The organism is Paenibacillus xylanexedens (assembly GCF_017874615.1).
GTDB classification, from domain to species: domain Bacteria; phylum Bacillota; class Bacilli; order Paenibacillales; family Paenibacillaceae; genus Paenibacillus; species Paenibacillus xylanexedens.
The window spans coordinates 65,710-90,265 of sequence record NZ_JAGIKV010000024.1; the positions used below are offsets into that span (position 1 = coordinate 65,710).

The 24,556-nt window shown below is 43.7% G+C and carries 27 protein-coding genes and 1 pseudogene; 21 read left to right on the plus strand and 7 right to left on the minus strand.

Annotation, left to right across the window (positions count from 1 at the left end; genetic code table 11):
- The first annotated feature begins 125 nt into the window (after positions 1 to 125).
- Entirely contained in the window at positions 126 to 848 is a 723-nt protein-coding gene (locus J2Z28_RS25215; RefSeq protein WP_211084750.1) for a ZIP family metal transporter, read from the plus strand.
- A gap of 132 nt (positions 849 to 980) precedes the next feature.
- Here the strand turns inward: J2Z28_RS25215 and J2Z28_RS25220 are convergent, their stop codons facing one another.
- Positions 981 to 1,682 (minus strand): Crp/Fnr family transcriptional regulator, encoded by a 702-nt coding sequence (locus J2Z28_RS25220; RefSeq protein ID WP_211084751.1) that lies wholly within the window; start codon positions 1,680 to 1,682, stop codon positions 981 to 983.
- A 393-nt stretch (positions 1,683 to 2,075) separates the two neighbouring features.
- Here J2Z28_RS25220 and J2Z28_RS25225 point away from each other — a divergent pair, with 393 nt between their 5' ends.
- From J2Z28_RS25225 to J2Z28_RS25255, 7 genes are read left to right on the plus strand one after another with little or no spacing between them, the layout of a single operon-like run.
- The gene (locus tag J2Z28_RS25225) at positions 2,076 to 2,576 is read left to right on the plus strand and encodes a hypothetical protein (RefSeq protein WP_211084752.1); all 501 of its coding nucleotides are present in this window, start codon (positions 2,076 to 2,078) and stop codon (positions 2,574 to 2,576) included.
- Positions 2,577 to 2,595: 19 nt separating this feature from the next.
- On the plus strand, positions 2,596 to 3,246 hold the full coding sequence (locus J2Z28_RS25230) for a hypothetical protein (RefSeq protein ID WP_211084753.1): 651 nt from the start codon (positions 2,596 to 2,598) through the stop codon (positions 3,244 to 3,246).
- Complete coding sequence (locus tag J2Z28_RS25235; protein ID WP_211084754.1) at positions 3,243 to 3,803, plus strand: hypothetical protein; 561 nt, start codon at positions 3,243 to 3,245, stop codon at positions 3,801 to 3,803. Before J2Z28_RS25230 ends, J2Z28_RS25235 begins: the two co-directional genes overlap by 4 nt.
- A 45-nt stretch (positions 3,804 to 3,848) precedes the next feature.
- Positions 3,849 to 4,583, plus strand: coding sequence for an SMI1/KNR4 family protein (locus J2Z28_RS25240; RefSeq protein ID WP_211084755.1), 735 nt, complete (start codon positions 3,849 to 3,851; stop codon positions 4,581 to 4,583).
- Between the two features lie 21 nt (positions 4,584 to 4,604).
- Complete coding sequence (locus J2Z28_RS25245) at positions 4,605 to 5,906, plus strand: hypothetical protein (RefSeq protein ID WP_211084756.1); 1,302 nt, start codon at positions 4,605 to 4,607, stop codon at positions 5,904 to 5,906.
- Between the two features lie 32 nt (positions 5,907 to 5,938).
- Positions 5,939 to 6,361: a hypothetical protein gene (locus J2Z28_RS25250; protein ID WP_211084757.1), complete on the plus strand. Its 423-nt coding sequence runs from the start codon at positions 5,939 to 5,941 to the stop codon at positions 6,359 to 6,361.
- Between the two features lie 21 nt (positions 6,362 to 6,382).
- The gene (locus tag J2Z28_RS25255; RefSeq protein WP_244988527.1) at positions 6,383 to 6,988 is read left to right on the plus strand and encodes an SMI1/KNR4 family protein; all 606 of its coding nucleotides are present in this window, start codon (positions 6,383 to 6,385) and stop codon (positions 6,986 to 6,988) included.
- A 91-nt stretch (positions 6,989 to 7,079) separates the two neighbouring features.
- Here J2Z28_RS25255 and J2Z28_RS25260 read toward each other — a convergent pair whose 3' ends face one another.
- On the minus strand, positions 7,080 to 7,397 hold the full coding sequence (locus tag J2Z28_RS25260) for a hypothetical protein (RefSeq protein WP_211084759.1): 318 nt from the start codon (positions 7,395 to 7,397) through the stop codon (positions 7,080 to 7,082).
- A 108-nt stretch (positions 7,398 to 7,505) separates the two neighbouring features.
- Here J2Z28_RS25260 and J2Z28_RS25265 point away from each other — a divergent pair, with 108 nt between their 5' ends.
- Positions 7,506 to 8,555 carry a leucine-rich repeat domain-containing protein gene (locus tag J2Z28_RS25265; protein WP_211084760.1) on the plus strand — a complete coding sequence of 350 codons (1,050 nt, stop codon included), beginning with the start codon at positions 7,506 to 7,508 and terminating at the stop codon, positions 8,553 to 8,555.
- 152 nt (positions 8,556 to 8,707) lie between these two features.
- Positions 8,708 to 9,529: a cupin domain-containing protein gene (locus J2Z28_RS25270; protein WP_211084761.1), complete on the plus strand. Its 822-nt coding sequence runs from the start codon at positions 8,708 to 8,710 to the stop codon at positions 9,527 to 9,529.
- A 696-nt stretch (positions 9,530 to 10,225) separates the two neighbouring features.
- Here J2Z28_RS25270 and J2Z28_RS25275 read toward each other — a convergent pair.
- The gene (locus J2Z28_RS25275) at positions 10,226 to 11,272 is read right to left on the minus strand and encodes an aromatic ring-hydroxylating oxygenase subunit alpha (protein ID WP_211084762.1); all 1,047 of its coding nucleotides are present in this window, start codon (positions 11,270 to 11,272) and stop codon (positions 10,226 to 10,228) included.
- 409 nt (positions 11,273 to 11,681) lie between these two features.
- On the opposite strand from J2Z28_RS25275, the gene J2Z28_RS25280 reads away from it, so the two are divergent.
- Positions 11,682 to 12,128, plus strand: coding sequence for a carboxymuconolactone decarboxylase family protein (locus J2Z28_RS25280; RefSeq protein ID WP_036672879.1), 447 nt, complete (start codon positions 11,682 to 11,684; stop codon positions 12,126 to 12,128).
- Between the two features lie 32 nt (positions 12,129 to 12,160).
- A complete protein-coding gene (locus J2Z28_RS25285; RefSeq protein WP_211084763.1) occupies positions 12,161 to 13,096 on the plus strand; it encodes a sigma-70 family RNA polymerase sigma factor in 936 nt (311 codons plus the stop codon).
- A gap of 99 nt (positions 13,097 to 13,195) precedes the next feature.
- On the opposite strand, the gene J2Z28_RS25290 is transcribed toward J2Z28_RS25285, so the two are convergent.
- Both J2Z28_RS25290 and J2Z28_RS25295 read right to left on the minus strand, forming a co-directional pair.
- Positions 13,196 to 14,149 (minus strand): hypothetical protein, encoded by a 954-nt coding sequence (locus J2Z28_RS25290; protein WP_211084764.1) that lies wholly within the window; start codon positions 14,147 to 14,149, stop codon positions 13,196 to 13,198.
- A 241-nt stretch (positions 14,150 to 14,390) separates the two neighbouring features.
- Positions 14,391 to 15,032, minus strand: coding sequence for a spore coat protein (locus tag J2Z28_RS25295; RefSeq protein ID WP_211084787.1), 642 nt, complete (start codon positions 15,030 to 15,032; stop codon positions 14,391 to 14,393).
- A gap of 138 nt (positions 15,033 to 15,170) precedes the next feature.
- Here J2Z28_RS25295 and J2Z28_RS25300 point away from each other — a divergent pair, with 138 nt between their 5' ends.
- The 3 genes and pseudogenes from J2Z28_RS25300 (at position 15,171) to J2Z28_RS25310 (ending at position 17,728) form a co-directional block, all read left to right on the plus strand.
- Positions 15,171 to 15,707, plus strand: coding sequence for a hypothetical protein (locus tag J2Z28_RS25300; protein ID WP_211084765.1), 537 nt, complete (start codon positions 15,171 to 15,173; stop codon positions 15,705 to 15,707).
- A 29-nt stretch (positions 15,708 to 15,736) separates the two neighbouring features.
- A complete protein-coding gene (locus tag J2Z28_RS25305; protein ID WP_211084766.1) occupies positions 15,737 to 16,465 on the plus strand; it encodes a DUF1361 domain-containing protein in 729 nt (242 codons plus the stop codon).
- A 239-nt stretch (positions 16,466 to 16,704) separates the two neighbouring features.
- A pseudogene (locus tag J2Z28_RS25310) lies at positions 16,705 to 17,728 on the plus strand (serine hydrolase domain-containing protein).
- Between the two features lie 83 nt (positions 17,729 to 17,811).
- Here the strand turns inward: J2Z28_RS25310 and J2Z28_RS25315 are convergent.
- The gene (locus J2Z28_RS25315) at positions 17,812 to 18,792 is read right to left on the minus strand and encodes a serine hydrolase domain-containing protein (protein ID WP_211084767.1); all 981 of its coding nucleotides are present in this window, start codon (positions 18,790 to 18,792) and stop codon (positions 17,812 to 17,814) included.
- 254 nt (positions 18,793 to 19,046) lie between these two features.
- On the opposite strand from J2Z28_RS25315, the gene J2Z28_RS25320 reads away from it, so the two are divergent.
- The 6 genes from J2Z28_RS25320 (at position 19,047) to J2Z28_RS25345 (ending at position 24,197) form a co-directional block, all read left to right on the plus strand.
- Complete coding sequence (locus tag J2Z28_RS25320) at positions 19,047 to 19,316, plus strand: DUF6809 family protein (RefSeq protein WP_211084768.1); 270 nt, start codon at positions 19,047 to 19,049, stop codon at positions 19,314 to 19,316.
- Between the two features lie 284 nt (positions 19,317 to 19,600).
- Positions 19,601 to 20,908 (plus strand): SPFH domain-containing protein, encoded by a 1,308-nt coding sequence (locus J2Z28_RS25325; RefSeq protein WP_211084769.1) that lies wholly within the window; start codon positions 19,601 to 19,603, stop codon positions 20,906 to 20,908.
- Positions 20,908 to 21,651, plus strand: a complete 744-nt coding sequence (locus tag J2Z28_RS25330; protein WP_211084770.1) for a hypothetical protein — start codon at positions 20,908 to 20,910, stop codon at positions 21,649 to 21,651. The genes J2Z28_RS25325 and J2Z28_RS25330 overlap by 1 nt, the downstream gene beginning before the upstream one ends.
- 18 nt (positions 21,652 to 21,669) lie before the next feature.
- Entirely contained in the window at positions 21,670 to 22,041 is a 372-nt protein-coding gene (locus tag J2Z28_RS25335) for a hypothetical protein (RefSeq protein WP_211084771.1), read from the plus strand.
- A gap of 20 nt (positions 22,042 to 22,061) precedes the next feature.
- On the plus strand, positions 22,062 to 22,553 hold the full coding sequence (locus tag J2Z28_RS25340; protein WP_211084772.1) for a hypothetical protein: 492 nt from the start codon (positions 22,062 to 22,064) through the stop codon (positions 22,551 to 22,553).
- A gap of 291 nt (positions 22,554 to 22,844) precedes the next feature.
- Positions 22,845 to 24,197, plus strand: coding sequence for a glucoamylase family protein (locus J2Z28_RS25345; RefSeq protein WP_211084773.1), 1,353 nt, complete (start codon positions 22,845 to 22,847; stop codon positions 24,195 to 24,197).
- A 184-nt stretch (positions 24,198 to 24,381) separates the two neighbouring features.
- Here the strand turns inward: J2Z28_RS25345 and J2Z28_RS25355 are convergent, their stop codons facing one another.
- The gene (locus J2Z28_RS25355) at positions 24,382 to 24,534 is read right to left on the minus strand and encodes a TetR family transcriptional regulator C-terminal domain-containing protein (RefSeq protein WP_244988533.1); all 153 of its coding nucleotides are present in this window, start codon (positions 24,532 to 24,534) and stop codon (positions 24,382 to 24,384) included.
- Positions 24,535 to 24,556 lie beyond the last annotated feature (22 nt).

Sequence of the window (24,556 nt, forward strand, 5' to 3'; positions counted from 1 at the left end):
ATAGCGTGATTTTTGAACACATCAGGTGATATAGATCACCGTAAAGCCACATCACTGTTTTTGATTGCTCAACCAGGGTTAATGGAATGATAGAATATGATTAAACAAGAGAGGGGTCGGCCCGGATGTGGACTGCATTCATGTGGGGCGGCATCTCTGCCTCAGCGGTTGTCATTGGCGCACTCGCAGCCTTGTTTCTGAAGATTCCCAAACGAGTCATTGGATGGATCATGGCTTTTGGGACAGGAACATTAATTGGTGCAGCGACCTTTGAACTTCTCGGAGATGCGCTGAATGATGGAGGAATTATTCCTACAGCCATTGGATTTACGGCGGGTGCCGTCGTGTATACCCTGTTTGACCTGCTCGTTTCTGCAAAGGGAGGGGCAGGGCGTAAACGTTCGGCAAAGTCGGGAGACTCGAACCAAAGCGGGCTTGGGATCTTTGCAGGAACAGTAATGGATGCTATCCCGGAATCCATCATGCTTGGTGCCAGCTTGCTTGCCGGTAACGGTGTCAGTGTGGTGCTGGTAGTATCGATCTTTGTCAGCAACATTCCTGAAGGTCTGTCCAGTACGGTTGGACTAGAGGGCAAGTACAGTCGTGGCAAAATCATATTAATGTGGCTGAGTGTACTATTGATCTCCGCGCTTGCGGCTTTGGGTGGATATCTGTTTCTGGAACAGCTTCCAGAGGAGATGGGTGCAGCGATTGGTGCATTTGCAGGTGGTGGAATCATTGCCATGATCTGCTCGACGATGATGCCAGAAGCCTTTGAGGAGGGTGGGCCTGTTGTAGGTTTGATTGCATCCATGGGATTGCTTGTATCGCTGTTGCTGGATCTGTAGATGACAGAACAAGCTTCCGATCTATGAGTTGAATTTTATACAAAAAGAGTATCCGATCAGAGTGGTTTCTGATCGGATACTCTTTTTTTGCCAAAACAGCTTCCTCCGCACCTGCAAGTTCTCTTACCTAATTCATTGGCTTCGGGCAGGCGGTTCAATTCTTTCCCTAAGCTGCTCCAGTTGAAGAATAAGGATGCAGTTTCCTGTAACCTGAAGCAGTCCCTGAGATTGCATCATAGTAAGTTTGCGACTTAGTGTTTCGGGTGTAATCCCGAGCAGCAGAGCCATATCTTTTTTGAAAACTGGCAAGCGGATCTCATGTTTTGCATGATTTCGGGTATGGAAATACAAAAGCAACTTGGCAATCTTCTGTTCGGTTGTCATCGCACTGAGCGAACTGTTCCATTCATCTGTTTCACGGAGCAGATTGGAAACAGCAAGCAGGAAATGATAAGCAAGCTTCGGATCATGTTTAAGTAACTGGTCAAAGTCATGTTTGCTGATGGAGCAGATGGCCGAAGGCTCCAGAATTTCGGCGTTCGCGGCATGTGGTTTTTGGTGTAACAGGGAATCTTGTCCGAAGAAATCGCCGGGAAACAGAAACCGGATAATATGTTCCTTGCCATTTTCATTGTATTTGGATAACTTCACACATCCCTGATGAACCACATAAAGCGTATCTGACTGTTCTCCCTCCTGGACGACAACTTCGCCTTTGTTATATTTGCGGGTATGCAAAAGGGAGATCAACAAGGCAGCTTCGGATGGATCAAGATGCTGGAACAGAGATACTTTGGAGAAACAGGCATCCTTCACTTCGTGTGCACAGATCATCGTTTAATCACCTCGAATTGTTCAGGATAGGTATAGCCATTATTTATTGTCATGTCTCAGTGAGACATCTCGGGTCCACCATGATCAGTACCATCCTTGGTCACACGGAGAACATAGTTGCACAACCTTTACTCAGTGATGTTTTTCACAATCTAAAAAGCAGGTTTTCTTTCATTTCAGTAGTTATTTAGTTATAGATTACGTTATTGAGGTGGGGACGAGTGTGATGAGGCACACACTTGGGTATGTCGTATTAGAGGCATTTCCAACAATCTGTCTTCAATTGTTGTGCTGAGCAACGGAGTTTCATATAATTTTAGAGAGATGGATTGGTAAATGTTGAGTATTTTGACGCTGTGTGTGTCGTAGTTTCAGTAGAGGGGTGAATGCAGGATGAAACGTTTCGAAGATGAAGGTGCGTATAAGTATAGTTTCTATTCGGTTCTTCGACGGGGAGAGCGGGTTGATGTGAAATGTCCAAAATGCGGTGGACACGCTTCTATTGAAAAACGGAAAGATCAACTGGGATGGAAATGTTTCGATTGTTACGCTCAAGCGCTTGAAGAACCGGTGTATCAATATAAGGCCAAGGGGAATTGTGCTGTATGTGAACGTTGGTTTAACGTGGAAGTCACAGACGGGAAGAAGACTTCTCACCGATCAACGCATGTGGAATGTCCGTATTGTGGTTCTGTGAATCGGGAGCACCTGAATTATCTCATTGCTTATGTTTCCGCAGATCTGCGTGAGAAACCTGGAAATATGCCTTTAAGAACAGCTTCACATAGTATTCCGGCTTATATTAAAGATGCGAAGAACAGGGATATGGTTGTGCGTACACTGTCGAAGCTTCAGCACAAGACTGATAAGATGAAAGCGAAGATAAAACGTTAAAGCTGAAAGGAGAGAAGACATGAAACTACGCGTAAAATTGACTATTTTTGCAATCATTCTGGGTGTTTTGATGATTCCGGCTTTTTTTATTTTACAGACATTCGGTGTATTTCAAAAAGAGACAGTATTATCTGACTATGCTCTGGCCGTTGATGTTAATGGCAAGTCCTACGGAGCCGGGCCGCTGATTAACAGTTATGCAGCGATGGACAAAGAGGAAGATAACCGTCAGTTTTATTACCGGATCGACATGAGTCATATCCAATACCTGTTTAATCTGGCCTATCAGGAGTATGAAGTGAAGCCGGGTGGGGACAATCCGTATCTGGCTGGTACTGTAAACTATCAACATACGGACCATAATTATGTGCAGACCGAGAGAAAGTATGAGAACGCCAATGAATTCACAACGGTTTTGAATCTGTATGATCAGGATGGGCAGGTGATCTACTCCTACGATAACACTGGCAAGGGAGATAAACAGCTCGTACAATCCATTATTCATCAGGGAATGAGTCGTAACAGTGGTGGTAGTAGCGAAGCTGCCCGCGATCCGTATATCAATATTACGGCGTTATTTCGCGACAAGCTGAACATCGATGTGAAACTGATGGTGGATGAGGAACACAAAGTGGTTACCATTCGAATGAACAAATCGGAGGCGAGATGATGAATGAGTATGGTGTACAACATGGACCTGCTTATCTGGAAGGATTAATTAGGAAGGAAGAGAACATAAAGTCCGATGAAGTGGAGTGGAAAGGCAAACTTCAAACGAGTGATGGTCATGATAAATTCCATATTTTTTATTATGGTGACTTGACTGAAGATGATCTGATTACCTGGCATGATTCGACACCTCTTCTTGTATATGCGGAGCATACGGTCACGGGTGAGCGCTATCTGCTCATTGATACCGCCAAGCACGGCTATGATGCTATGTTATGTGAGACCTATTCGGAAGACGCACTACATGACAGACCCCTTCGTCCTTACCTGGATGTTGAAGGTGAGGACATATTTGAAGTAGAGTTGACGGCTTACTACAATGTGCCTTGGGATGAAGAGTTTGGCGAAGATGTAGATGAAAATGGTGCATATGAACTGATTACGGGAGAGCGCATGCATTTTGATCAGGTCAAGCGTGATGGATATGATGCCTTTGCCATTCGCATTCTGAATCGTAAAGGAGTATGGACTGAAATTGTACAGGAAGAACTGGCTTAGATCCTGAAAACGAATGAACCAAACTGAGATGGGAGATGTCGACTAATGTATATTGTATCCCGTGTACTTAAGCCGGTTCCAGCAGAGGAACTGGATCACTTTGAACAACAGCACGGCATCTCGCTACCTTTATCATACCGTACTTGGATTGAACAATATGGGGAAGGTACATACACGGGATGGATGAATGTGCAGAGACCGGACCCGGAAGTGTTGAAGCCTTTTGTGGAATATGATTTTTGGATACATACGGATGATTCGCCTATAAGTCAGCAGCAACTTGAGCAGTGCATCTCCATCGGCAGTTCTGTAGATGGAGATTTCCTTGCTGTTCATCCGGAAGTTGAGGGGCTGTTGTGGCTACCGCGTCATGATGAAAATATCACCTTATGGACATGCTCGGAGACTGAATTTGGCGAAACGCTGGACCGGATCTATTGTGGGTATTACCATCAGGATAAACCAATAATGCCACTTTACTTTGAGCCGTGGAATGAGTTGCGGAAACATACATTTTACCATTTTTCAGGCACGGAACAGGGAAGCTCCATGAAGGAACTCGCCGATACATGCAAAACAGAATTTAAGTGGGACGCTGTGTTGGAGAATGAGTACATGTGCAAGATGTTCATGGTGTCGATGGGAGGATATTTACGATTTAACTATGCAGCTGGGAGAGAAGTTGCCCTTTTCTATGAGGAAAAGAATGGTGCGGAGGAGGCGACGGATAACGAAATCAGTTTGTTTTTGCAGGCACATCATTGCACGGCATATGAATAGGGTTAGAGTGGAGGGGAATAGATGAGTTGGTTAAAGGAAGACATTGCGGAACAATGGCGTAATGAAGGCAAGCGTTATGCAAGGGATGTTAATGCATTTGTCCGGAGAAGTATGCGTGGAGAGCAACCGGATGAATCCGAGCTGGAGGGAGACTCCAGAAACGGAATGAGTACTGAAGTATTCCAGATGGTGAGACAGGCCAATCTCCACGGTGATGTGGAGGTGCTTCGACATGAGCTACCCGCAGCGACGTGGCCATTGAACGAGGCGTTTCAGGCTTCCATGCAAGCGGTCAAAGTTGTAGGTTATTTGAACGAGGAAACGATTGTATGTAATACGGGAATTTTCACGGAGAATAGTCAGATATATACAATGGATCAGCACGGATGGCAGTTGATCACTCCATATACTTTTGCAGGTTGCTCATCAGACGGATTAGACTATGCGCTTGCAGGACCGAATGGGATTAGTGTCATTCGTCAGCCAGATCGCAGGTTGGAAGGACAGGAGATAGCGACATATCGATGGGAAGATATTCAAGCCCGGATACAGTCGGCATTACCTCGGATTGAATCACTTGCGGACTGTGAGCATCCCGAACGGACACTTGAAGGACTTATACCTATGGATGAAGGCAAAGCACTACTTATACATTCAAGATACGGGATATATCTTGTAACGCAAGATCAATTGACCTTACTTCATCCCGATCTGGCAGAGATCGAAGAGTATGAGCTAGAGGATACACAGATAGATATGGGACATGCAGCTGTATCACAGGATGGTCGATGGATTGCCTATGGCAGCCAAGGGAGCAATCATATGGTGATGGACCGCCAGCTGAACAAGACATACTCTCTCTATCCAGAATCGAGCTACCCTCATTATGCAGCATTCACCAGTGATAACCAGACCGTCTGGTTTAACGCATGTCATTTCTATAACGGGGTCACGATACAGGTCCCGCTGGAATCAATTGCAGGCAACGAAACGAAGGAAGATTGGCCAGTGATGGATGAGAATGCACGTGTGTATGCAGCAGTGGAAATAGAGGCAGGCATGGTGCTTGGAGATGCATATGGTTATCTGAATTGTGTGAATAACAAGGGAGAGGAAGTATGGCGCCATTTCGTGGGTAGTACGATCTATTCTTTCGCCGTATCACCAGAGCGATCCAAACTTGCAGTTGGCACATATGGTGGCATGCTGCATGTGCTCGATCTTCGTTCCAAAGAAATGGACGAGTACGGGATCGGTACAGGCACTCTTCGTGAGTTGGAGCGGTATGTGTTGTGGCGTGGAGAAGAACCTCTGCGCTGGTGAGGTAGCATTTTGACCTAGTTAGGGGTGAAGGGATGGAACGTGAAGAGGCTGTAACGTTATTAAAATGTCACTCCTTTTCCTATGATGATCTGAGTCATCCCAAGATGGAGAACGGTTTTATTGGCAGTCTGCGGCCCTTCCGTGGACAATTGATTGAGGAGAATTTTCATGAGTTGATGGGGATACTGCGTGTTCTGGCGTCCGAACTTGCACGGCCTTCACTGGATCGGGAAGTCATGGCATGTCTATGGGGAATTACTCACATGGCCCGTGCTTGGGCTGTTGAACCTGAGGGTATGCTTCGCAGCAACAACCTCATTTCGGACGCACAGGTGGCGTTGATGGAACAATGGCTTAATTTGTTATCTTATGCAGTCATGATTCTGATTGAAGGCGGCGGAGAGCAAGAAGCGTTTTGGGGATATCATCAATATCTACAAGAAGAGAAGAACTGAGATATGGGAGGTGTGGTGAGATTGGAGCCGAATGTATCATTAAACTTGCTAATGGACGAGCTGAATCACTTGTTAGCTGAGAGAATACAGGATCAAGAGATTCGCCAATTGTTTGAAGAATATCAACATCGGGAAGGTGCATCCGAGGAAAGTCTGGATCTATTCGAAAAGGAGTATGGCGTCCGGCTACCTGGCGATTTTCGTGCCTTTTACCAAAGGAAAGACGGCAGTGGCTACGGGTTGCATGTGCTGTACTCGGGTGATGCCGAGACGGGCAGATGTACACCCTTTTATCTGATGTCATTGGAAGAGATTCGAGAGACCAAACAATACTTCTGTGAAGTGGATGAGAAGCTTGAAGAGTATTATTCTGCCGAAGAGATCAGCCAGCTGGACCCGGAGATCAAACCATACCTTTTCCATAAACCATGGATTCCTTTTGCAACAATTGCAGGTGGTTCACTGTATCTGATGCTCGATTTTGATCCAACGGAGGAAGGCACGTATGGGCAGATTATTATGTACGTTCACGATCCGGATTTTGTCTATTATCTTACACCTACCTTCACGGATCTCCTCAGTATGTCGAACCGTAATCTGAAGATGATGGATGAGATCACCTATTAAAATCCTGCACGATTAGACAATTCCTTCAATAATAAAGAAGCTGCCGAAGCAGCTCCTTTATCTGAACCAGTACTCTGAATGAGTCTAATGATTACCACTGGAAGAAACGATGTCCGTGATATCCTCCACCTGGAGGTCCTCCGTGTCCACCCGGACCGCCAGGTCCACCTCCGTGAGGTCCACCGGGATAGCCACCTCCTGGGAAATGACCAGGGTGTCCACCGGGGTAACCACCGCCGGGATAGCCACCATGCCACCAAGGACCGCCGATCGGATATGGTAGTGGAACAGGAACGATGGGCGGGTATGGATAGGGATAAGGGTAAGGATACGGTGGGGGTGGCGGATAATAAGGGTAAGGATAACCCGCAGGTTGCGGGGATGAAACTGAACCAGGGCCGTATGCCATGTAACAAGCCTCCAATAACTTCATTGATGATATCAGCCTATGCCACAGTGGTTTCAGATGATACAGCAGATTGAAGATTAATGAATAATGAGTAATGAGGGGGAACCTATGGTAGCCGTAGCTTTTCATACTGATCCAAGAGGAACTGCCTATGAACTGTTGATTGACGAATTGATCGAGAAGACAGATCGTTTTATGCTGGTAGACAGAAAATATGCTGAGGAAGCTACACCTGAAAGAGTTACCACAGTGTTACGGAGATTGGATCCGTATCTGATTGAAAGCAGTACGATGGAAGAAATGATGATGAAAAGTGGCGCCATGTATTCAGAGGGGATTTATTACATATATCGTTGCACGCCGGAATCAGGGCAGATCCTCAAGGAGGAAGCCAACCGCTTTCATGACTGGTTATATCCCTCAATGCCAGATGATCTTTGTTTTTTGAACGAGGATGGAAGTGACTACTTCTACACTGTTGCTCATGAGAATATGTATGGCATGCATATTACACAAGAAGAAGCAATTGAGCTAATGGAGCGAATCACTGGGTTATTTTTTAGATTAGATCGGCATCAGGACATTCATTGCTTACTGGACGATGCGATTAGACATCAGACGGATGTGCTGAATATTAGTTCACATTACTTGAAAGAGATTCCGGAACGTATTCGGGAATTAAAGCCCTTGAAACGTTTGACGATTTTTGAGCAGGATGTTTATAGGCTTCCTCCAGCCCTTTTCGAACTGACATCATTGGAAGAATTGGAGATCATGACGGCGGATTTGGAAGGTATTCACCAAGACATTGGAAAATTGAAACAACTTCGAGAGCTTAGAATTTATTGCGGCAGTTCTTATCATGTTCCGACCGGATGGAAGCCGAAGGAGAAGTCGGATCTTGGTCTGAAACATATTCCAGCCGAGATTGGTGAATTGAGCGAACTCGTAACTCTGGATATAGGGTACTCTGGTATTTGTGCGCTTCCGCCTGAACTGGAGAAATTAAAGAAACTACGTTATTTGAGTGTAACTGATGGTTTGATCGAGGGAACGCCAGACATGGTCAAGCGAATGAGTTGGCTTCAGAGTGTAAATTTGAACAGTACTCCATTAGGGATTAGTTGGGAGGGCATCTCTGACGAAGCAGAATTTTAATAGCCAATGAGCCCTGCTCGGGCTGTCTGAGTCAGGGCTCATTGGCTACTCGTTAATAACTTGGCGGAAATGGGCTCACGTATCTGGGCGCTGGGCATAAGCTGGCATATAGGTTATGACCTAAACCGAGAGCGAAGGGCAGGCGTTTTATTTTGGCAACCTCATACATGGATTACACTTTACCAACCACTGAATTTACTTACGATTTGAGCAATAACCCGTTATTCAAGAAGGATGAGAACAACTATATTAACGCTCTTTCCATCAAACAGTTAAACACACTGGGCAATACTTCTTTACTGGATATTTTCCTCAACACTGGCAATGTGGTTGAACCACATACGCATCCGAATGCAACCGAGTTGGTATACTGCATCAGCGGTTCGGCAGTTGTTTCCCTCATTAATCCATTTACCAACGAGCTGCTTCATTTCCCGATTACTCCGGGGCAGGTGGCTAACGTTCCTCAAGGCTGGTGGCACTATGAAGTGGCTACTGCAGATCATACACACTTACTGGCAGTCTTTGATGCTCCGGTTCCTGAAGCGATATTTGGCTCAGACACCTTACGTCTTACACCTGCAAAACTGTTGGCTTATACCTACTGTCTGGATGAGAAAAAAGTTCAAGAAGCACTTGCTCCCATTCAAAAAACAGTGATTATTGGCCCGCCGGCAGATTGCCAGCCTTCAACTGCTCCTGCCTCTAACAGTGCTCCAAATGTGAATCATCAGCCTTACGTAATGCATAATGTACAACCCAATGTACAGCCAAACATACAACCAAACACACAACCCAATGTACTACCAAACATGCAGCCCAACTCACAGCCGAACAACCAACCAAACATGCAACCTTACGTAAACCGTCTTCCGTACTGGGGCACTTGGGTTGATCCACGTATTATTCATGAGCCGGGCTGTCCGTATTATAGAGAGCTTCCTATGAATACGAATAATCAAGAGGAAAGATGACGTTTATGAGGCAAGGTTTATCTTATACACATAGCTACTTCAGTTAAATTAGGTATAACAAAAGAAGCGTCCGCAAAGGAACGCTTCTTTTGTTGATTAAAGGTGTCTTCAAACCTGCTGAAAGCCGATGCATACTTAAACTTGTCTGGAGCATGGAATGCTAACGAATCGTAGGCGTCTTAATCAAGGATTTGAGGCGTGCTCAGAAATCTAAAGAATCTGAGACACGTTATATCAGAAGAAACAGCCGTTTGACATGTTTTTATCGGGGGATTTTGGGAAATAACATGTCTGGAGTTCCTTACAATTTTAAATGAGGACCTAGAGGCCAAATAAGATGTCCTGAGTTCCTAAGAAATTTTTCTACCCATTCCTCAGAGACCGCAGGATGGTACTTCAAGACTTTATAGGCGCTGACATCCATCATCGATAGCTTGCCTGAGGTTGAAGAACACCTATATATGTTCAACTAAACATTTACACGATAACGGAGAGGGCAGAAATAACTTGAAGAAGCGGAGCGTTCGCCTAAAAGCTTTCTACAGGAAAGCTACTTCGGAAGCATACGCTATCACCGGATTTTCCCTATGAAAAATGGAATAAAAAAATCTGGGGATAACAGCGATCGTAAAGTTATTCTGCCATCGGAGTGCCAGTGTAAATATATTCATTAGTTGAACTTATATATGATTTAATTTACGATGTGTAATTTCGTCCCAAGCCAAGCTCCGTTAACAATTGACGATAAGCAATCGAAGTACGGTCTGCGGGAATATGGGCTTCGGCATGCAGATCAAGGGGCAGATCCTCCGGCTTCTGTGACTCGACCATCTCGCGGTCTTCTTCAAATACCTGTAAGTTGAACTTGATTGTATCTTCAATCGGGGCGTCTTTGTCAAAGTTGCGTGTGATTGGACAGAATAAACGTGTATAACGGGCAGAGATTGGCGAAGCACAATTCAGAATATTCAGTTTGTCGTCTCCTGGGAAATGTACCGTAAGAGAAGCCGCAAAAGGTGGGAACACTCGAAACTCGCGCAGCCATTGGAAACCTTCAGGTGCAACAAGATCTTGCCCTTTGCCATAGTTACTTACCGTACTCCAATACTCCGCCAGTAACTCATTACCTTCGCGTTTCACTTTGTATTGGGGGACTTCGGTGTTGTTTCGATCACCAAACGTCTCGGTATGCACATAGGCAAAATGGGATACATCCAGGAATCCCTCCATTTGTCGTCCAGAGGAACCAGCAATGTCAAAGTTGGGTGGCAAAATATTGATATAATCCGGATCATCCCATCCAGGGAAGGAGGGGATCTGTTCTTCCGTTCCCGCTAAAGTGGTCCAGATCAAGCCATAACGTTCGACTGCCGGGTACACGATAAGTTTGAGCTTAGGCGAGATCTTGGAGCTTGGGTGCGCAGGTACTGCGGTACATTTTCCTTCACAATTATAACGGAAACCATGATAAGGGCAGACAATCTCGCCATTTTCTACCCAGCCTTTACTAAGTGGAGCCCCGCGGTGAAAACAAAGATCCTTGGCTACCACAACCTGATCATTACTGCGGTAGAGAACCAGCTTGACATCGAGTAATTGAGCAGCCAGGGGTTTGTCTGTTACTTCGGTTGCTTGGGCTACCGGGTACCAATATTGGGATAATACATGCCAGTCTTCAGCAGTGAACGTACACCCTCTAGGTAATTCGGAAGTCATTGTATGGTTTGCGTTGGAAGTTATCATAGGAAACACTCCTTGCTGATATGGATAAACGATTTTCTTTTTAATGTCAGAAAAGTTAACTTCGTTAGCCGTATGTTACTACTCTTTTGGTCAAAATATCAATATATCCAACCTGCTTTTGGTTAAAATCACAAACGCTACAGCAAAAACCGTACATGAATACGGAAAATTTCTGTTTTATATTACGTCAGATGTTAATTACATAAAAAGAGAACAACCTTTCAGTATGTTTTTCCATTACTGATTTTTGACTCCATGGAGGTTGTCCTGCCATCAGAATCTCAGGGTGAATATTCGTTAGTTGAGCTGACATTCTTGTGGGCATAAAAAGATTTTTGCAAAGAATGTCACAGATCCCGGCTGTCATTTGTCTACAGTATGTAAACCAAATGACGGAGGAGAATGAGAAATGAATTTAAGAACGAATTACAGAGTAGCTAGTCCAGGTGCTTTTAAAGCGATGATGGCGATGGAGCAATATATTTCTGGGCAATTTGAAAATAAAGTATTGTATGAGTTGTTAAAAATCCGAGTGTCCCAGATTAATGGCTGCGCTTTTTGTCTCGATATGCATGCCAAAGATTTGATGAAACTGGGAGATTACGCGGATCATATTCTTTTGCTAAGTGTGTGGCGTGAAGTGCCTTTCTTCACGGATCAAGAACGTGTTATGCTGGAGTTGGCTGAAGCGGTGACCCGAATCTCGGAACACGGTGTGCCCCTTGCGTTGTACGATAAGGTCCGTGAACATTTCAGTGAATCCGAACTGGTGGATCTGATCCTGGCCATTAACACGATTAATAACTGGAACCGAATTGCGATCACAACTGGGATGTATCCGGGTTGCTTTAACTAAAAATACACGCACCATGCCAGAGGAGGCTTCTTATGAATTCTAATTTTCACACCAATGAGCCAGAAGTGTCTTCTCTGGATGTTGGTGAGTTGTATATTCGTTATAAAAAATATGCATTTTCAATAGCTTACCGCATGCTGGGCAGTGTGGCAGAAGCTGAAGATATTGTGCAGGATTGTTTTGCGGGGATTCAGAGCACGTCTGCTCAGGATATTCGTAATCCCAAGTCCTACATCGCCAGATTGGTTGTAAACCGAAGCTTGAATCTGCTAAATTCCGCCCGTAATCAGCGGGAAAGTTATGTTGGTGAGTGGCTGCCAGAGCCGAGGGGTGACAGTGAAGAGGCGAACATGCCAGAGGAAACGATGGAGAAAAAAGAGTTGATCTCCTACGCCTATCTGGTCATGTTGGAGCGTCTATCGCCCATGGAGAGGGCTGTTTTTGTCCTTCGTGAAGCGTTCCGATATGATTATTCCGAAATAGCGGATTGGCTGGGCAAAACGGAGAGTAACTGCCGTCAAATCTTTAGCCGCGCCAGACGAAATCTGCCCGAAAGACTTCCGCCGATCGAGCAGAGTGATGCGGATATGATAGCCAAAGGTGAATTGCTGAGCCGTTTTACAACGGCATTCCTTCGTTATGACGTCTCTGCCATGCTGGAGTTACTGGCAGATCAGCCTGTATTTACAGCAGATGGCGGTGGCGTTGTGCATACGGTTATGAGAACAATGAACGTTCACAAAGGTGTGCTTGCACTCCTGACCTCACGGCGAGTCCTTACGCGATTGCGTGAAAGGGAATGGGTACCGATGTGGATCAATGGCGAACTTCAACTCGCGTTGATGAAAGAAGGGCAGTTGTCCGAGGTACTCTGTTTGGAGTTGGACGCTTCCGGAGAGCGGATTGAGGGCGTGTATCTCGTCGTCAATCCGAACAAACTTACATCAATAGTCACTTCAACTCTTTGATCCAAACGTAAGGACTTGATATGTAAATTTAAAAGCGGCACCCTCTGTCTCGAGGACTGCCGCTTTTTTGGCATTCACATTTTGCGATTCAGCATCCGATTATTCCCGGGCAAATTGTTGTTGAACAGGTTCAATGATTGCTCTGACTTCAGGTGTAAGCTCATCATTGTTCTGATTGAGAACCAGTAAAATCTTTTCCATAGTGTCCAGAAGAACACTCTCCGTATTGGGCTCCCGCTTAGCCAAAGCTTTCTCGTAAGCCTGTTTCACCTCAGGGTCCATGGTGCGGATTTCTTCGTCCGTGTACCAATCATAAGCAGGCGTGTTGTCACTTCCATAAAAGAGATAATCCACAAATAACCCTTGCTTCACTGCTGATGTGCGATTGGAATTCGGGAAGTTGTTCAAAAAGGCTTCTTTCTCCAATGCACGCTGGATTAATTCGTTCCAAGAAATGATAATGCCACCATCTGAAGTTGTCATTTGGTTGGACTCGGTAGCCATAATATTAATGTACGCAGCAATATCAGCCTTAACAAAAGGCTTGAACTTTTGATATATCTCATAATTGATGATGGGGTAATACAAGCCTTCACTGGTTTCCAGTTTGAACCCGAGATCAGATGCTTCCTGCAGACGTTTCTTCGCTGTCGGATCTTTAATTTCTTTGAGCAGACGACTATATGTAAGCTTCTGTTCGTAACCAAGTTGTTCATGGGCTTGAGATATGGCCTGTTGAAATTGTTCCGTATACATTTGGTAATCCATATCAGCCAGCTTCACGTTCTGCATGTTCTCCAGTTGCAGCGTCATTAGTGTGCCCTGCCAAGGGTCGACTCTATCGATATGATTCATCAGGTATTTACGCGCTTTAACCAGACTTTCTGTGGACTTCACTGCTTCTGTTCGATAGGTTTGGAATTGATGATACACCGCTTTGGAAGCGAGAACAGGTGCAGCCAGTGCTGTTGAAGGTGTGATTATTGCGCCAATGGCAGTACAGCCTAGAGCCATAGCCAGTAAACCAAGTTTAGCAGGGTGCTTCCATCTCATTGTATACCTCCCCATTAATGAAGAAAAAGCCATTTGAATTCTCGTATAACGGCATTTCACCCTATTTTATATGTATCATCCGTAAGTTGAATATGTACGGGTTTGTCTTTGATTAAACCAGTTTCTGGTAAGCGAATCAAGTGTCTTCAGTAGGAAAATGATTACAAATAATGAAAGAACAGCCGCTACAACCCGAAAGGGTTCAAGAGACTGTTCTAGGTATTCGGACTTTATTTTCTAATTAATGAAGTGGTTTATTGTTAATAGGCATCTGAGGTGCTCCGGTTGCTGGAATGTATACCTGAAGCATCTGTTGTGTATCACTTGGAGTGAGTTGAGGTACTTGATAATAGGCGTTTTTATTCTGGAACATGAAAATTTCATAGGCCATCTCGATAAAATGCTGGATCTGTGAAGCAATGACCCGGCGAACCGTTCCATTTGTGATCTCGCTACAGGACATGCCGAGCAGACTCGCATGTGACTTAATCAGTCCCAACATATGACCGCTGATCCCGGCATCCTTTACATCGGCCAAGCTCTGGTTTGGCTTTTTAGGTGCTGATGGCTTAAGGCCATATACCGGTGGTACCATGTTGGGGATCATATAGGTAGCTGTTTCTTGATGAGGCTTCTGTCCGGATGCAAAACACTCTGCTGTCAGATTGTACTGGGATAATATGAAGTTGTACTGCCGGTCGAGAATGCCAATCAGTTCCTGGCTCTGCACAAATGTACGAAAGATCATGTATTGATCCAGGACGTTAATGGTGGAGGACAGAATCTCATGCACATCGAACATCTCATGGCCGCCATGATTCATGTTAGGGGTGACATTTGGATTGGTGTTCAATGTGGGTTGTACTACATTCTGAGGGTTCATGGAATTTGGATTCATTGTAAATTTGATTCTCCTTTGGTAAATGGTATGATTCTAGTATGCTTTGAAAGTAGTAAATTTATGTAATGTGTATGGATAAAAGCGTACGCACAAATAGGAACAAGTATGGTGGTGGTTAAGATGGAAGAAGCCGATTGGGGTGTAGCAAAGGAGTTGTTCGTCAAACATTACGGGAGCGCTATACAGATGCATCGAGAAGGCGTATATGCCGACTATAAGCGATGGGACGTACCCCAAGAGTTAGAGGAACAATGGATAGGGGAGCGCATTCAACAATTAAGTTCCGAGCTGTCTATCATGAATTGGGATGCGGTGGATGAACTTGCGTTGATTGCCAAACATCGGACAGAACCAAGTATAATTAAGGGCATTACAGCATTTGCTTCAAGACAATTGAAGAGTGCGGACAGTATGGTTCGTCTCGTGTATGCTGAACGTCTGATTGAGCTGATTAAACGGTATGAATCTTCTCTGCCTATGGACAAGTTACGGGAAACCTATCAACTGACGATGGACTTGCTGGTCGATGTGGCGACGAAACCGTTGGTGCTTGATCCAGGCCATGAATTACAGCAGTATGGATTAAAGGATAAACGAGGATTGAATTTGCGTGTGGAAAAGAATAAAGAAGAAATCATCCGATATTTTCGAAACTAATTGAATTTTATCAAGTGAGGTCAGAATCATTGAGAAAACTGAATTATATTCGCATATTTATTTTCCTTAGTGTGGTCACAATAGTAACGCTTGGGTTGTACTATGTAGCCGCAGATTGGCTGGATCATCGTTATTTCCGCTTCCTGATCTGGAATCTGTTCTTGGGCTGGATTCCTTTTGTGTTCTCTTATGCAGCCTATCTTCTAAGTGATGTAAAATGGAAAGGTGCCGCATGGCTTGCAGTTGCAAGTGGTCTGCTGTGGTTGTTATTTTTCCCGAACTCTTCTTACATTGTTACGGATTTGGTTCATCTGACAGCGAGAAGTTCACGGTATTATGGTGGGAACGGGGTGGACTACACGTATTGGTACGACTTAAGTGTTGTATTAATGTTTGTCTGGACTGGACTCCTGCTTGGATTCCTGTCGATGTATCAGCTTCAGGAAGTGATCTATCACCGAATTGGACGCTGGGCATCCTGGATCTTTGTACTGGTTGGCTGTGCTTTGGGGAGTTACGGGGTATTGCTTGGACGTGTATATCGACTGAATAGCTGGGATGCACTGACGAATCGTGAGACGTTGATTGAGCTGATGCACGAAAGTGTAAGCCGCCCGTCTCTGGCGTTTTGCCTGTTTTTTGGCACGTTTATTACTACAATCTATGCCACATTGTATTATCTGATTAATACGAGGTCTCCCCGTGAAACGAAGAAGAGTGCAGGAAGTCCCGAGGCGGACCTGCAAGCGTTGCGCTAACCTATGTTGTTTTGAGGCATGGAGCCAGATAGACTTACGGTAAAACGAGTGGAACAAGTGATTGAACAGCATTTGAGCATGCTTTGTCAAACTTAATCTTACGTTGTCTGAAGAAGGGTTATTTCCTTTTATAAGGGAGTAATCCTGCTTTTTATGAAAATTTGGCAGGTATGCAAGATATGACGAAGAATTAAGAATGAGAATGTAATGAATACATAGACAAGTAGGTGAACAACAAAATGTTGAATGGAGTAGAGCTGACAGCAAAAGTAGAAGAAATCATGGAACGCGTGAATTTTTCGGGTGTTGTATTACTCCAGCAAGCCGGGAAACCCCTTTTGAATATGAAACGTGGTTATGCCAATCGCAGTGAAGAGCTTGCCAATCAGGTGGATACACGCTTTGGAATTGCATCTGGATGTAAGATCTTCACGGCAGTGAGTATATGCCAACTAAATTGAAGCGGGCAAGTTGTCTGCGGATTCCAAGCTTACGGATGTGTTGGATGTGGAGTTTCCACTGTGGGACAAAGGGATCACCATCCAGCAGTTGTTAACACACACGTCAGGCATTCCGGATTATTTCGATGAAGAAGTGATGGATGACTTTTCAGAATTGTGGAAAGAAAGACCCGTCTACGCAATGCGGCGTTTAAGTGACTTTCTGCCCATGTTTCAGCATCTGCCAATGAAGTCTGCTCCGGGTGAACGTTTTCACTACAACAATGCGGGTTTCATTGTGCTGGGACTTATCGTGGAACAACATTCAGGACTGTCATTTACAGATGTTGTGGAAGAGCACATTTTCAAACCATGTGGCATGAAGGACTCCGGTTATTTCGTAACAGATCAGCTCCCGCGTAACACAGCTTTAGGGTATATCGATCATGAAGATGGCTCCTGGAATACCAATATGTTCTCCATTCCTGTCCAAGGTGGATCGGACGGTGGAGCCTATGTTACGGCACCGAATATGATTCGGTTTTGGGATGCTTTGCTGGGTCACCGATTGTTGAATGTAGAAATGACACAGCAGTTATTAACTCCACATGCTCATCAAGAGGATGAAGAGTATTATGGGCAGGGTATCTGGATTGACCGCAAGGGAGAAGCGATTTTCAAATTTCATATCATGGGGTTTGATCCAGGGGTGTCGTTCATGTCTTCCGTGTATCCGGACTATGACCTACAACTGGTTGTGCTCTCTAATCAAGAGTCTGGTCCGTATCCAATAATAATTGCTATCGAAGAAGCTTTGGCATGACGAATAACCCTCAACCTATGGTCAGGTTATGGCCACAAGGTTGGGGGTTAATTGATCGAACAGGAAAGAAGGACTGCCTGCGTTTATAACATTTTCCATAGCTCAGGGGCAATTAATCGAGGGAAAACATCCAGCGGAGGTTTCTCTTTCTTTCGTTTGTCATTGGTTAACACCGTAACAAGTTCGAGCTCTGGCACAATATATACATACTGACCACCAAATCCTCGCGCGTAATAATAATGTAGATTGGGTTGGTCGTCTTCAGCAGCAATATTTTGGGAGTCAGACCTTCCGTTCGGATAGACATCCACCCACCAATGCCAAGCATAACTGCCGCGATTCGGTGGAGTGACTGTAATGAAAGGCTGTGTCGAACGGGAAACGAGATCACTTGAAATGAGAGACTTACCCTCCCACATCCCTTGCTGTAGAAACAGCTGACCGAATTTCAGCAGATCTACGGGTAACATTTTAAGACCGAATCCGCCAGTATGTACACCTTGAGGGTCGCTTTCCCATTCATAATCCTTAATTCCCAGCGGGTCAAAAAGATAGTGTTCCGCGAACTCGGCTACGTTCATACCTGCATTTTGCATCAGGATGGCGGATAGGATCTGTGATACTCCTGAGTTGTACTCCATATATGTACCCGGTACATGGCTTAAGCGTTGTTCCAACGCAAAATCTACCCAATGATCGGTGCGGGTCATGCGAGGGAATGAATTCTGCCCGCCGAACTCGTCCCAGTTGAACCCGGCTGTCATGGTGAGCAGTTGTTCCAGCGTGATCGCTGGTTTGCGCGGATCAGGATCGGATGTCAACTGTGGAAAAAAGGTAGAGATTGGGGTTGATGCCTCTGGCAACAAACCTTTATCCATTGCTATACAGATGAGGGCGGATAGCACACTCTTGGTACATGAATTGATTTTTGCAATATCGGTCGCAGCCTCGTGGTTGCGGTAGTGTTCGAACATGATCTCACCGCGTACGCTAACGAGGCAGCTTCGCAGATCCAGTTGTGGAACGATCTGTTGTAATTTGGATGACAGTGATGAAGGATTCATAGTGTCCTTTCTTTACGGTTGATTTGTTATAGGTTTTTGTAGAAATAGGTGTCCATTATCTTAGCATACTCTCGAGGTTGGGCTCAATAAGCGCTTCATTATTATGTCAAAGCAAGCATGCAAAATGCGATATCCTATGAAAGCGATAAGAATCATATGCGAATATCGCATAATTCCCCAGCATTGTCTGTCAAACTTATATAATTGTCATGAGAAGAGCACAAGACATTTATTAGAGGAAGGAGGGCTGTGATGTGGGAAATATAATAGAAGAATTATATTACGGTAACCTGAGACCAGAGGAGAATATTGTTCCTCAAGATTCGGAGTATCGATCTATTAATAAGGAGATTACAGCTTATATCGAAAAATTTCAGGAAAAGCTTTCGGAGGATGACTTTAAACAACTCGAGGTATTGTTTGATATGATGGATCAAGTTCACTCTATACATTCAAAAGAGGCTTTTGCAAGTGGTTTCAAAATTGGGACGTTGATAATGATCGAGAGTGGATACTCAAGCTAATATTTTGATTTTTCACAACATGTGGTTATATAGTTAACCTCTTTCCTATGAACATATGGAAGAGGTTTTTACTAATATGAACATGCCAATATAGGAAAAATATCATATGAAACATGAACTATCTTAGTGCGTATTAAGGTTAGAAATGGTAAAATATCAATGCCTAAGCATGGAACAAGTAGATGAAAGATAATTAAATTTAGGAAATAGTGTAGAATCAGTGATTTAGCAAAAGAACTTTTTAGTAAATTATAGTAATCTAATACTGAATTGAGGAATTAAACATGGCGATTATTGACGTAATTAAGTATGATGGCTCACCTGATGTGTTTGCTTGGAAACATCCCGAGACTGAACTGGGAACATGGACTCAGTTAATTGTTAATCAATCTCAACAAGCAATTCTTTTCAAGGATGGAAGAGCGCTTGATATGTTTGGACCCGGAAGGCATACGTTGAGTACTGCGAATATCCCAATCTTGAACCGACTCGTTAACCTTCCGTTCGGGGGAAAGTCACCTTTTGCAGCAGAAGTATGGTATGTCAATCAAGTAAGCGCATTGGACGTTAAATGGGGAACGGCGAATCCGATTCAGATCCAGGATCCCAAGTATAATATTATTGTTCCCGTTAGAACATTTGGACAAATGGGAATTAAAATTTCGGATTCACGAAAATTTTTGGTCAAGCTTGTGGGAACACTGCCTGAGTTTAACCAAGCTAATATGATTAATTACTTCCGCGGGCTGATTATCATGAATATTAACTCCATGTTGTCTTCATATCTAATACATAGAAAAGTAAGTGTTTTGGAGATCAATGCATATATCGGTGAGATATCACGACATTTTGCAGATACGATAGCTTCTACTTTTGAAGAATTTGGTATTGAGTTAATCAACCTGTATATTCACAATGTCAATCTGCCCGAAGAAGACCCTTCAGTCATTCGATTAAGAGAAGCGTTGGCACGCAAAGCCGAGATGGATATCATTGGGTACACATATCAGCAAGAACGTTCGTTTGATACGCTTGAAGGTGCAGCGAAGAATGAAGGAAGCATGCAGTCAGACATCATGGGCGCAGGGCTTGGGATGGGCATGGGGGTTGGTCTGGGTGGTTCTTTCAGTAGCGAGATGTCCCAGATGTCTAAAGTGATGTCTACGAAGGAAACGCCTGCAGTAAGTATATGTAAGCAGTGTCATCATCCGAACCAGGAGAACAGCGCTTTTTGCAGCAAATGTGGCAATTCATTAGCCGAAAAATCGGTAGCAACAACAGATTGCAATAATTGTGGACATGCCTTGCCAAAGGGAACCAAATTCTGTCCTAACTGTGGTGACAAATACCATGCATGTCCTTCATGTGGGGCGGATAATGCGGAGAACGCATTGGAATGTATCCAATGTCATCAACCGATGCCTAGCCCATGCCCAAATTGTAACCATATGAATTCCGGTCATACAAAATTCTGTGGCAACTGTGGCACAGGTTTAAGCTTGAAATGCAGTCGTTGCCAACATGAAGTAAAACCCGGCCAGAAGTTCTGTCTCGATTGCGGAAACAATCTGCAAGAAGGAGGACAGGCATAGTGATGGTAAAACGGAGTAATCTCTTGATTTTGGATGTCGTCTATTTAATATGCATGTTAGTATCGTCAATCGTTTCTTTTACGGTATTTAATCATGCGCTACTATCGTTTTCTTTTTGGATGAATCTCGTCGCTTCTTATGTAGCGATTACGGCTATTTGGATCTACGCACGGTTCATTATGCAAAATATGGATCGGTTTAAACGGTTTGTTCCAGGTTACACAGCGTTAGGTGTAGTATTGGTTATTTATCTGATTTGTGTGATGATCTACACGTTGTTAACAGGTTCAGCAGATCATGCGCTTCGCTGGTTCGTATTGTTACACACGTTAACGATTGCGATCGCAATTATTTTGTGCGGAATTATTATAATCTATATTCAGAGTGTGCGCCGTCATGAAACAGATGAACATACAAAAATGGGGAATTTAAAATCGATTGAAAATGCTTTACAGCAATTGCTTCACACCATGGTGCAACATCCCGTCCTAACTGTGGAAGAGGAGCGCAAAACCGTTCAATCATTAATTGAACTTGTAAAGTATAGTGACCCAATCACTCCGGATTCACTTGAGAAAAATGACCGCCAGATCTTGATGGACATTGAATTGATGAACAGTGAGCTTGCAAATCAGTACGAAGCAGGGGAATTGGTAAATAGTGAACGTCTTGCTTCGCAACTATCCCAGTTAAAGTTCCGTTTGAAAGAGCGCAATCAACAGATCATGACAAGCAAATCATAAATTGCAGGAGGAAACGCGATGAAAAGATTTTTTGGAATTATATTCATTATCCTTTCGTCTCTGACGATCTTGTTATCTTTAATATTAATATCCGAGGGAACAGAAACGGCCATTATCAGTACGATAATTCTTTTTATCCCTGGGGTTATCGTACTTGTTACGGGCATTAAAATGTGTGGTCGACCTAAATCTCGTTCTAGGACTGATCAATATCATCACTACGATTCTATTGATAAGCAAAATGACGAAGATCAGCATCATGAGAAATATGACGAGGCACCTCAAGAATCTGTAGCCGTGAATTGTTCAGGGTGTGGAGCCAAGGTAAAGGTATATCCTACTTTGTCTGCGGATTGTGAGTATTGCGGAACAACGATGAGGATCTCGTAATCTGCATAGGAGGAATCGTGTTGTTAAGGAAGTTATTTGGACTATTTTTTATGTTTTATGCCATTGCTATACCCATACGATTACTTATGGAAGAGAATGTCGTTGATCAATTGAATATAGTTCTTGTAGTTGAAATTATTATCGTTGAATTTTTATTTTTGTTTTTTGGTATTAAATTGCTTAGGAAAAAACGTGTTAAGAAAAAGCGTGGCCCTGAACGAAATTTTTATGGGGGAGACTATGGAGGTTCTCTTGATCGCGAAAATGCAAATCCACATACTTATTCAAGTTACAATAGCAACACCGTGAGTTACAGTAGTCATAATACAATTAACTATACAGAGATCAATTTTTCAGATAAGGAAAACACTGAAGAGAAAGTCGAAGAAAAAGTTGAAGAGCCACAAAGGCCTGTTTCAGTGAGTTGCCCGGGATGTGGGGCGAAGGCAAAAGTACTTCCTAAGCAATCAACGGACTGCGAGTATTGCGGAACAACAGTTGTAGCAAATTAGAACGGTTCAGAATGGATACGAGAAAGGATTAAGCCTGATTCCTATGGAGTCAGGCTCTTTAACTCCTCTATTTAGAATCTCTAAAAGACCCTCAAACGATCAAGTCGTCATATAATTCCACGTGAGTTGCCTTAATGTAGTCCCTTTAATGAAACGTTTCGAATTCAAATTTATAATTAAGCCACATTATATTCAGTATCTGTAAGCGTTTTATTTTATTGTTTACGGAAATGGGAAATTTATGATAACATATACACGAAACGTTTCGAATCCATTTGAAGGGAGAAAATCATGAAAAAAGTAAAACAATTCAGCTTCATTTTAACTTTTTGTCTGTTAGCTAATCTAGCTTTAACTCCTATGGCTTCAGCAGGTGACTCAAGCCATTTAATTGGATTCCGAGCAGAATTGAAAGCGATTGCATATAAGACCTATACGTTTTTTGAGGACTATACGGATCAGAGCACCGGTTTGACTTACGATGAAGTACGGCACACTGAAAACGGGATAGAAGAAGCTAAACGTACCTCGCCCACAAACATCGCAATGTATATGATGAGTACCGTTTCAGCGCAACAATTGGGCATTATTTCGAAGAAAGAAGCTGTAAATCGCTTGCAAACGACAATAAATTCCCTCGAAAAATTAGAAAAGTGGAACGGCCTATTTTATAACTGGTATAACACAGATGACGGGTCAGTGAAGAAAGATTGGGGACAATTTATTTCCCAAGTCGATAATGGCTGGTTATCCGCTGGTTTAATTGTTGTTGGGCAAGCTTATGAAGAACTTCATGGGGAAACAAGCAAGTTGGTTGAAAATATGAATTATACTCCGCTATATGATCCTGAAGTCGGCCAATTCCGCGGAGGTTATGATGTGGCTAAAGGCGCGCTGACGGACCACCATTATGGGATGTTTTATACGGAACCACGTGTAGGCAGCTATATTGCTATTGGGAAAGGTGACGTTCCTCAAGATCATTGGTGGAAGATGTATCGCACATTACCTCAAGAATGGGATTGGCAAGCTCAGATTCCTCAAGGCAAATCCGTTAAGTACGATGGAGTGGATGTGTTTGAAGGAAGTTATGTATACAAGGATAAAAAGTTCGTACCAAGCTGGGGAGGCAGCATGTTTGAAGCTCTTATGCCCGGTATGGTCATAAAGGAAAAAGACCTGGGTACTCAAGCTTTGGGATTGAACAATCAGCGTCATGTCGAATTGCAGATCGAATACGCCAAAGAAAAAGGGTATGCCGCATGGGGCTTTTCACCTTCTGCAACTCCGACAGGATACAGTGAGTTTGCAGCAACACCGTTAGGTACCTCAGGTTATAAAGATGGAGCAACGGTAACAGCACACGCATCATTCCTTGCCTTGGATTATGCCCCTAAAGCTGTTCGAAAGAACATTAAAGTTTCAAAGAACTTCAAAATGTTTGGCAAATATGGGTTCTATGACTCGGTCAATGTTGAAACGGGAGAACTTGCAAAAGCTTATCTGGCACTGGATCAAGGGATGATTATGGTATCGATCGCCAACTATCTTCAAGATGGCGTTATCCGCGATTATTTTCACAGTGATGTGATAGGGCAGACGCCAGAAGAATTATTGAAAAAAGAAGTGTTTTCCATTCAATGAAGGGCTGCTTTAGATTAGAGCAAGATCACTAACGAAATGGGACGAAGATTAAAAGATGGGCGGAACGAAGCAGGGTATCAGCATGCTTCGTTCCGTTTTTGCGTTTACCATTGATAATGAAGTCGCAGATCGATTAGATTATGGAATTTATCCGGAAAAAGACAAGGCATTTACAATGGCGATTTTAAGACTTACGTTGTGGGGCATAAGCGCAAAGAAAGACGCGTACGCCTTCAGTGATGATATTTTTAGTTTGTTCCTCATCTAATGTCCCGATTTTTCCCGGTTGATTAAATACCAATAAAAACGTTAATGCAGCGAAGTGCTTTGCAGCCATTTTAGGATCAATCACATGGAGC

Bases quoted from the DNA above. Each gene is read 5' to 3' on its own strand.
- J2Z28_RS25215 (WP_211084750.1), top strand. From the start codon at position 126: ATGTGGACTGCATTCATGTGGGGCGGCATCTCTGCCTCAGCGGTTGTC.
- J2Z28_RS25220 (WP_211084751.1), bottom strand. From the start codon at position 1,682: ATGATCTGTGCACACGAAGTGAAGGATGCCTGTTTCTCCAAAGTATCT.
- J2Z28_RS25225 (WP_211084752.1), top strand. From the start codon at position 2,076: ATGAAACGTTTCGAAGATGAAGGTGCGTATAAGTATAGTTTCTATTCG.
- J2Z28_RS25230 (WP_211084753.1), top strand. From the start codon at position 2,596: ATGAAACTACGCGTAAAATTGACTATTTTTGCAATCATTCTGGGTGTT.
- J2Z28_RS25235 (WP_211084754.1), top strand. From the start codon at position 3,243: ATGATGAATGAGTATGGTGTACAACATGGACCTGCTTATCTGGAAGGA.
- J2Z28_RS25240 (WP_211084755.1), top strand. From the start codon at position 3,849: ATGTATATTGTATCCCGTGTACTTAAGCCGGTTCCAGCAGAGGAACTG.
- J2Z28_RS25245 (WP_211084756.1), top strand. From the start codon at position 4,605: ATGAGTTGGTTAAAGGAAGACATTGCGGAACAATGGCGTAATGAAGGC.
- J2Z28_RS25250 (WP_211084757.1), top strand. From the start codon at position 5,939: ATGGAACGTGAAGAGGCTGTAACGTTATTAAAATGTCACTCCTTTTCC.
- J2Z28_RS25260 (WP_211084759.1), bottom strand. From the start codon at position 7,397: ATGGCATACGGCCCTGGTTCAGTTTCATCCCCGCAACCTGCGGGTTAT.
- J2Z28_RS25265 (WP_211084760.1), top strand. From the start codon at position 7,506: ATGGTAGCCGTAGCTTTTCATACTGATCCAAGAGGAACTGCCTATGAA.
- J2Z28_RS25275 (WP_211084762.1), bottom strand. From the start codon at position 11,272: ATGATAACTTCCAACGCAAACCATACAATGACTTCCGAATTACCTAGA.
- J2Z28_RS25280 (WP_036672879.1), top strand. From the start codon at position 11,682: ATGAATTTAAGAACGAATTACAGAGTAGCTAGTCCAGGTGCTTTTAAA.
- J2Z28_RS25285 (WP_211084763.1), top strand. From the start codon at position 12,161: ATGAATTCTAATTTTCACACCAATGAGCCAGAAGTGTCTTCTCTGGAT.
- J2Z28_RS25290 (WP_211084764.1), bottom strand. From the start codon at position 14,149: ATGAGATGGAAGCACCCTGCTAAACTTGGTTTACTGGCTATGGCTCTA.
- J2Z28_RS25295 (WP_211084787.1), bottom strand. From the start codon at position 15,032: ATGAACCCTCAGAATGTAGTACAACCCACATTGAACACCAATCCAAAT.
- J2Z28_RS25300 (WP_211084765.1), top strand. From the start codon at position 15,171: ATGGAAGAAGCCGATTGGGGTGTAGCAAAGGAGTTGTTCGTCAAACAT.
- J2Z28_RS25315 (WP_211084767.1), bottom strand. From the start codon at position 18,792: ATGAATCCTTCATCACTGTCATCCAAATTACAACAGATCGTTCCACAA.
- J2Z28_RS25325 (WP_211084769.1), top strand. From the start codon at position 19,601: ATGGCGATTATTGACGTAATTAAGTATGATGGCTCACCTGATGTGTTT.
- J2Z28_RS25335 (WP_211084771.1), top strand. From the start codon at position 21,670: ATGAAAAGATTTTTTGGAATTATATTCATTATCCTTTCGTCTCTGACG.
- J2Z28_RS25345 (WP_211084773.1), top strand. From the start codon at position 22,845: ATGAAAAAAGTAAAACAATTCAGCTTCATTTTAACTTTTTGTCTGTTA.
- J2Z28_RS25355 (WP_244988533.1), bottom strand. From the start codon at position 24,534: ATGGCTGCAAAGCACTTCGCTGCATTAACGTTTTTATTGGTATTTAAT.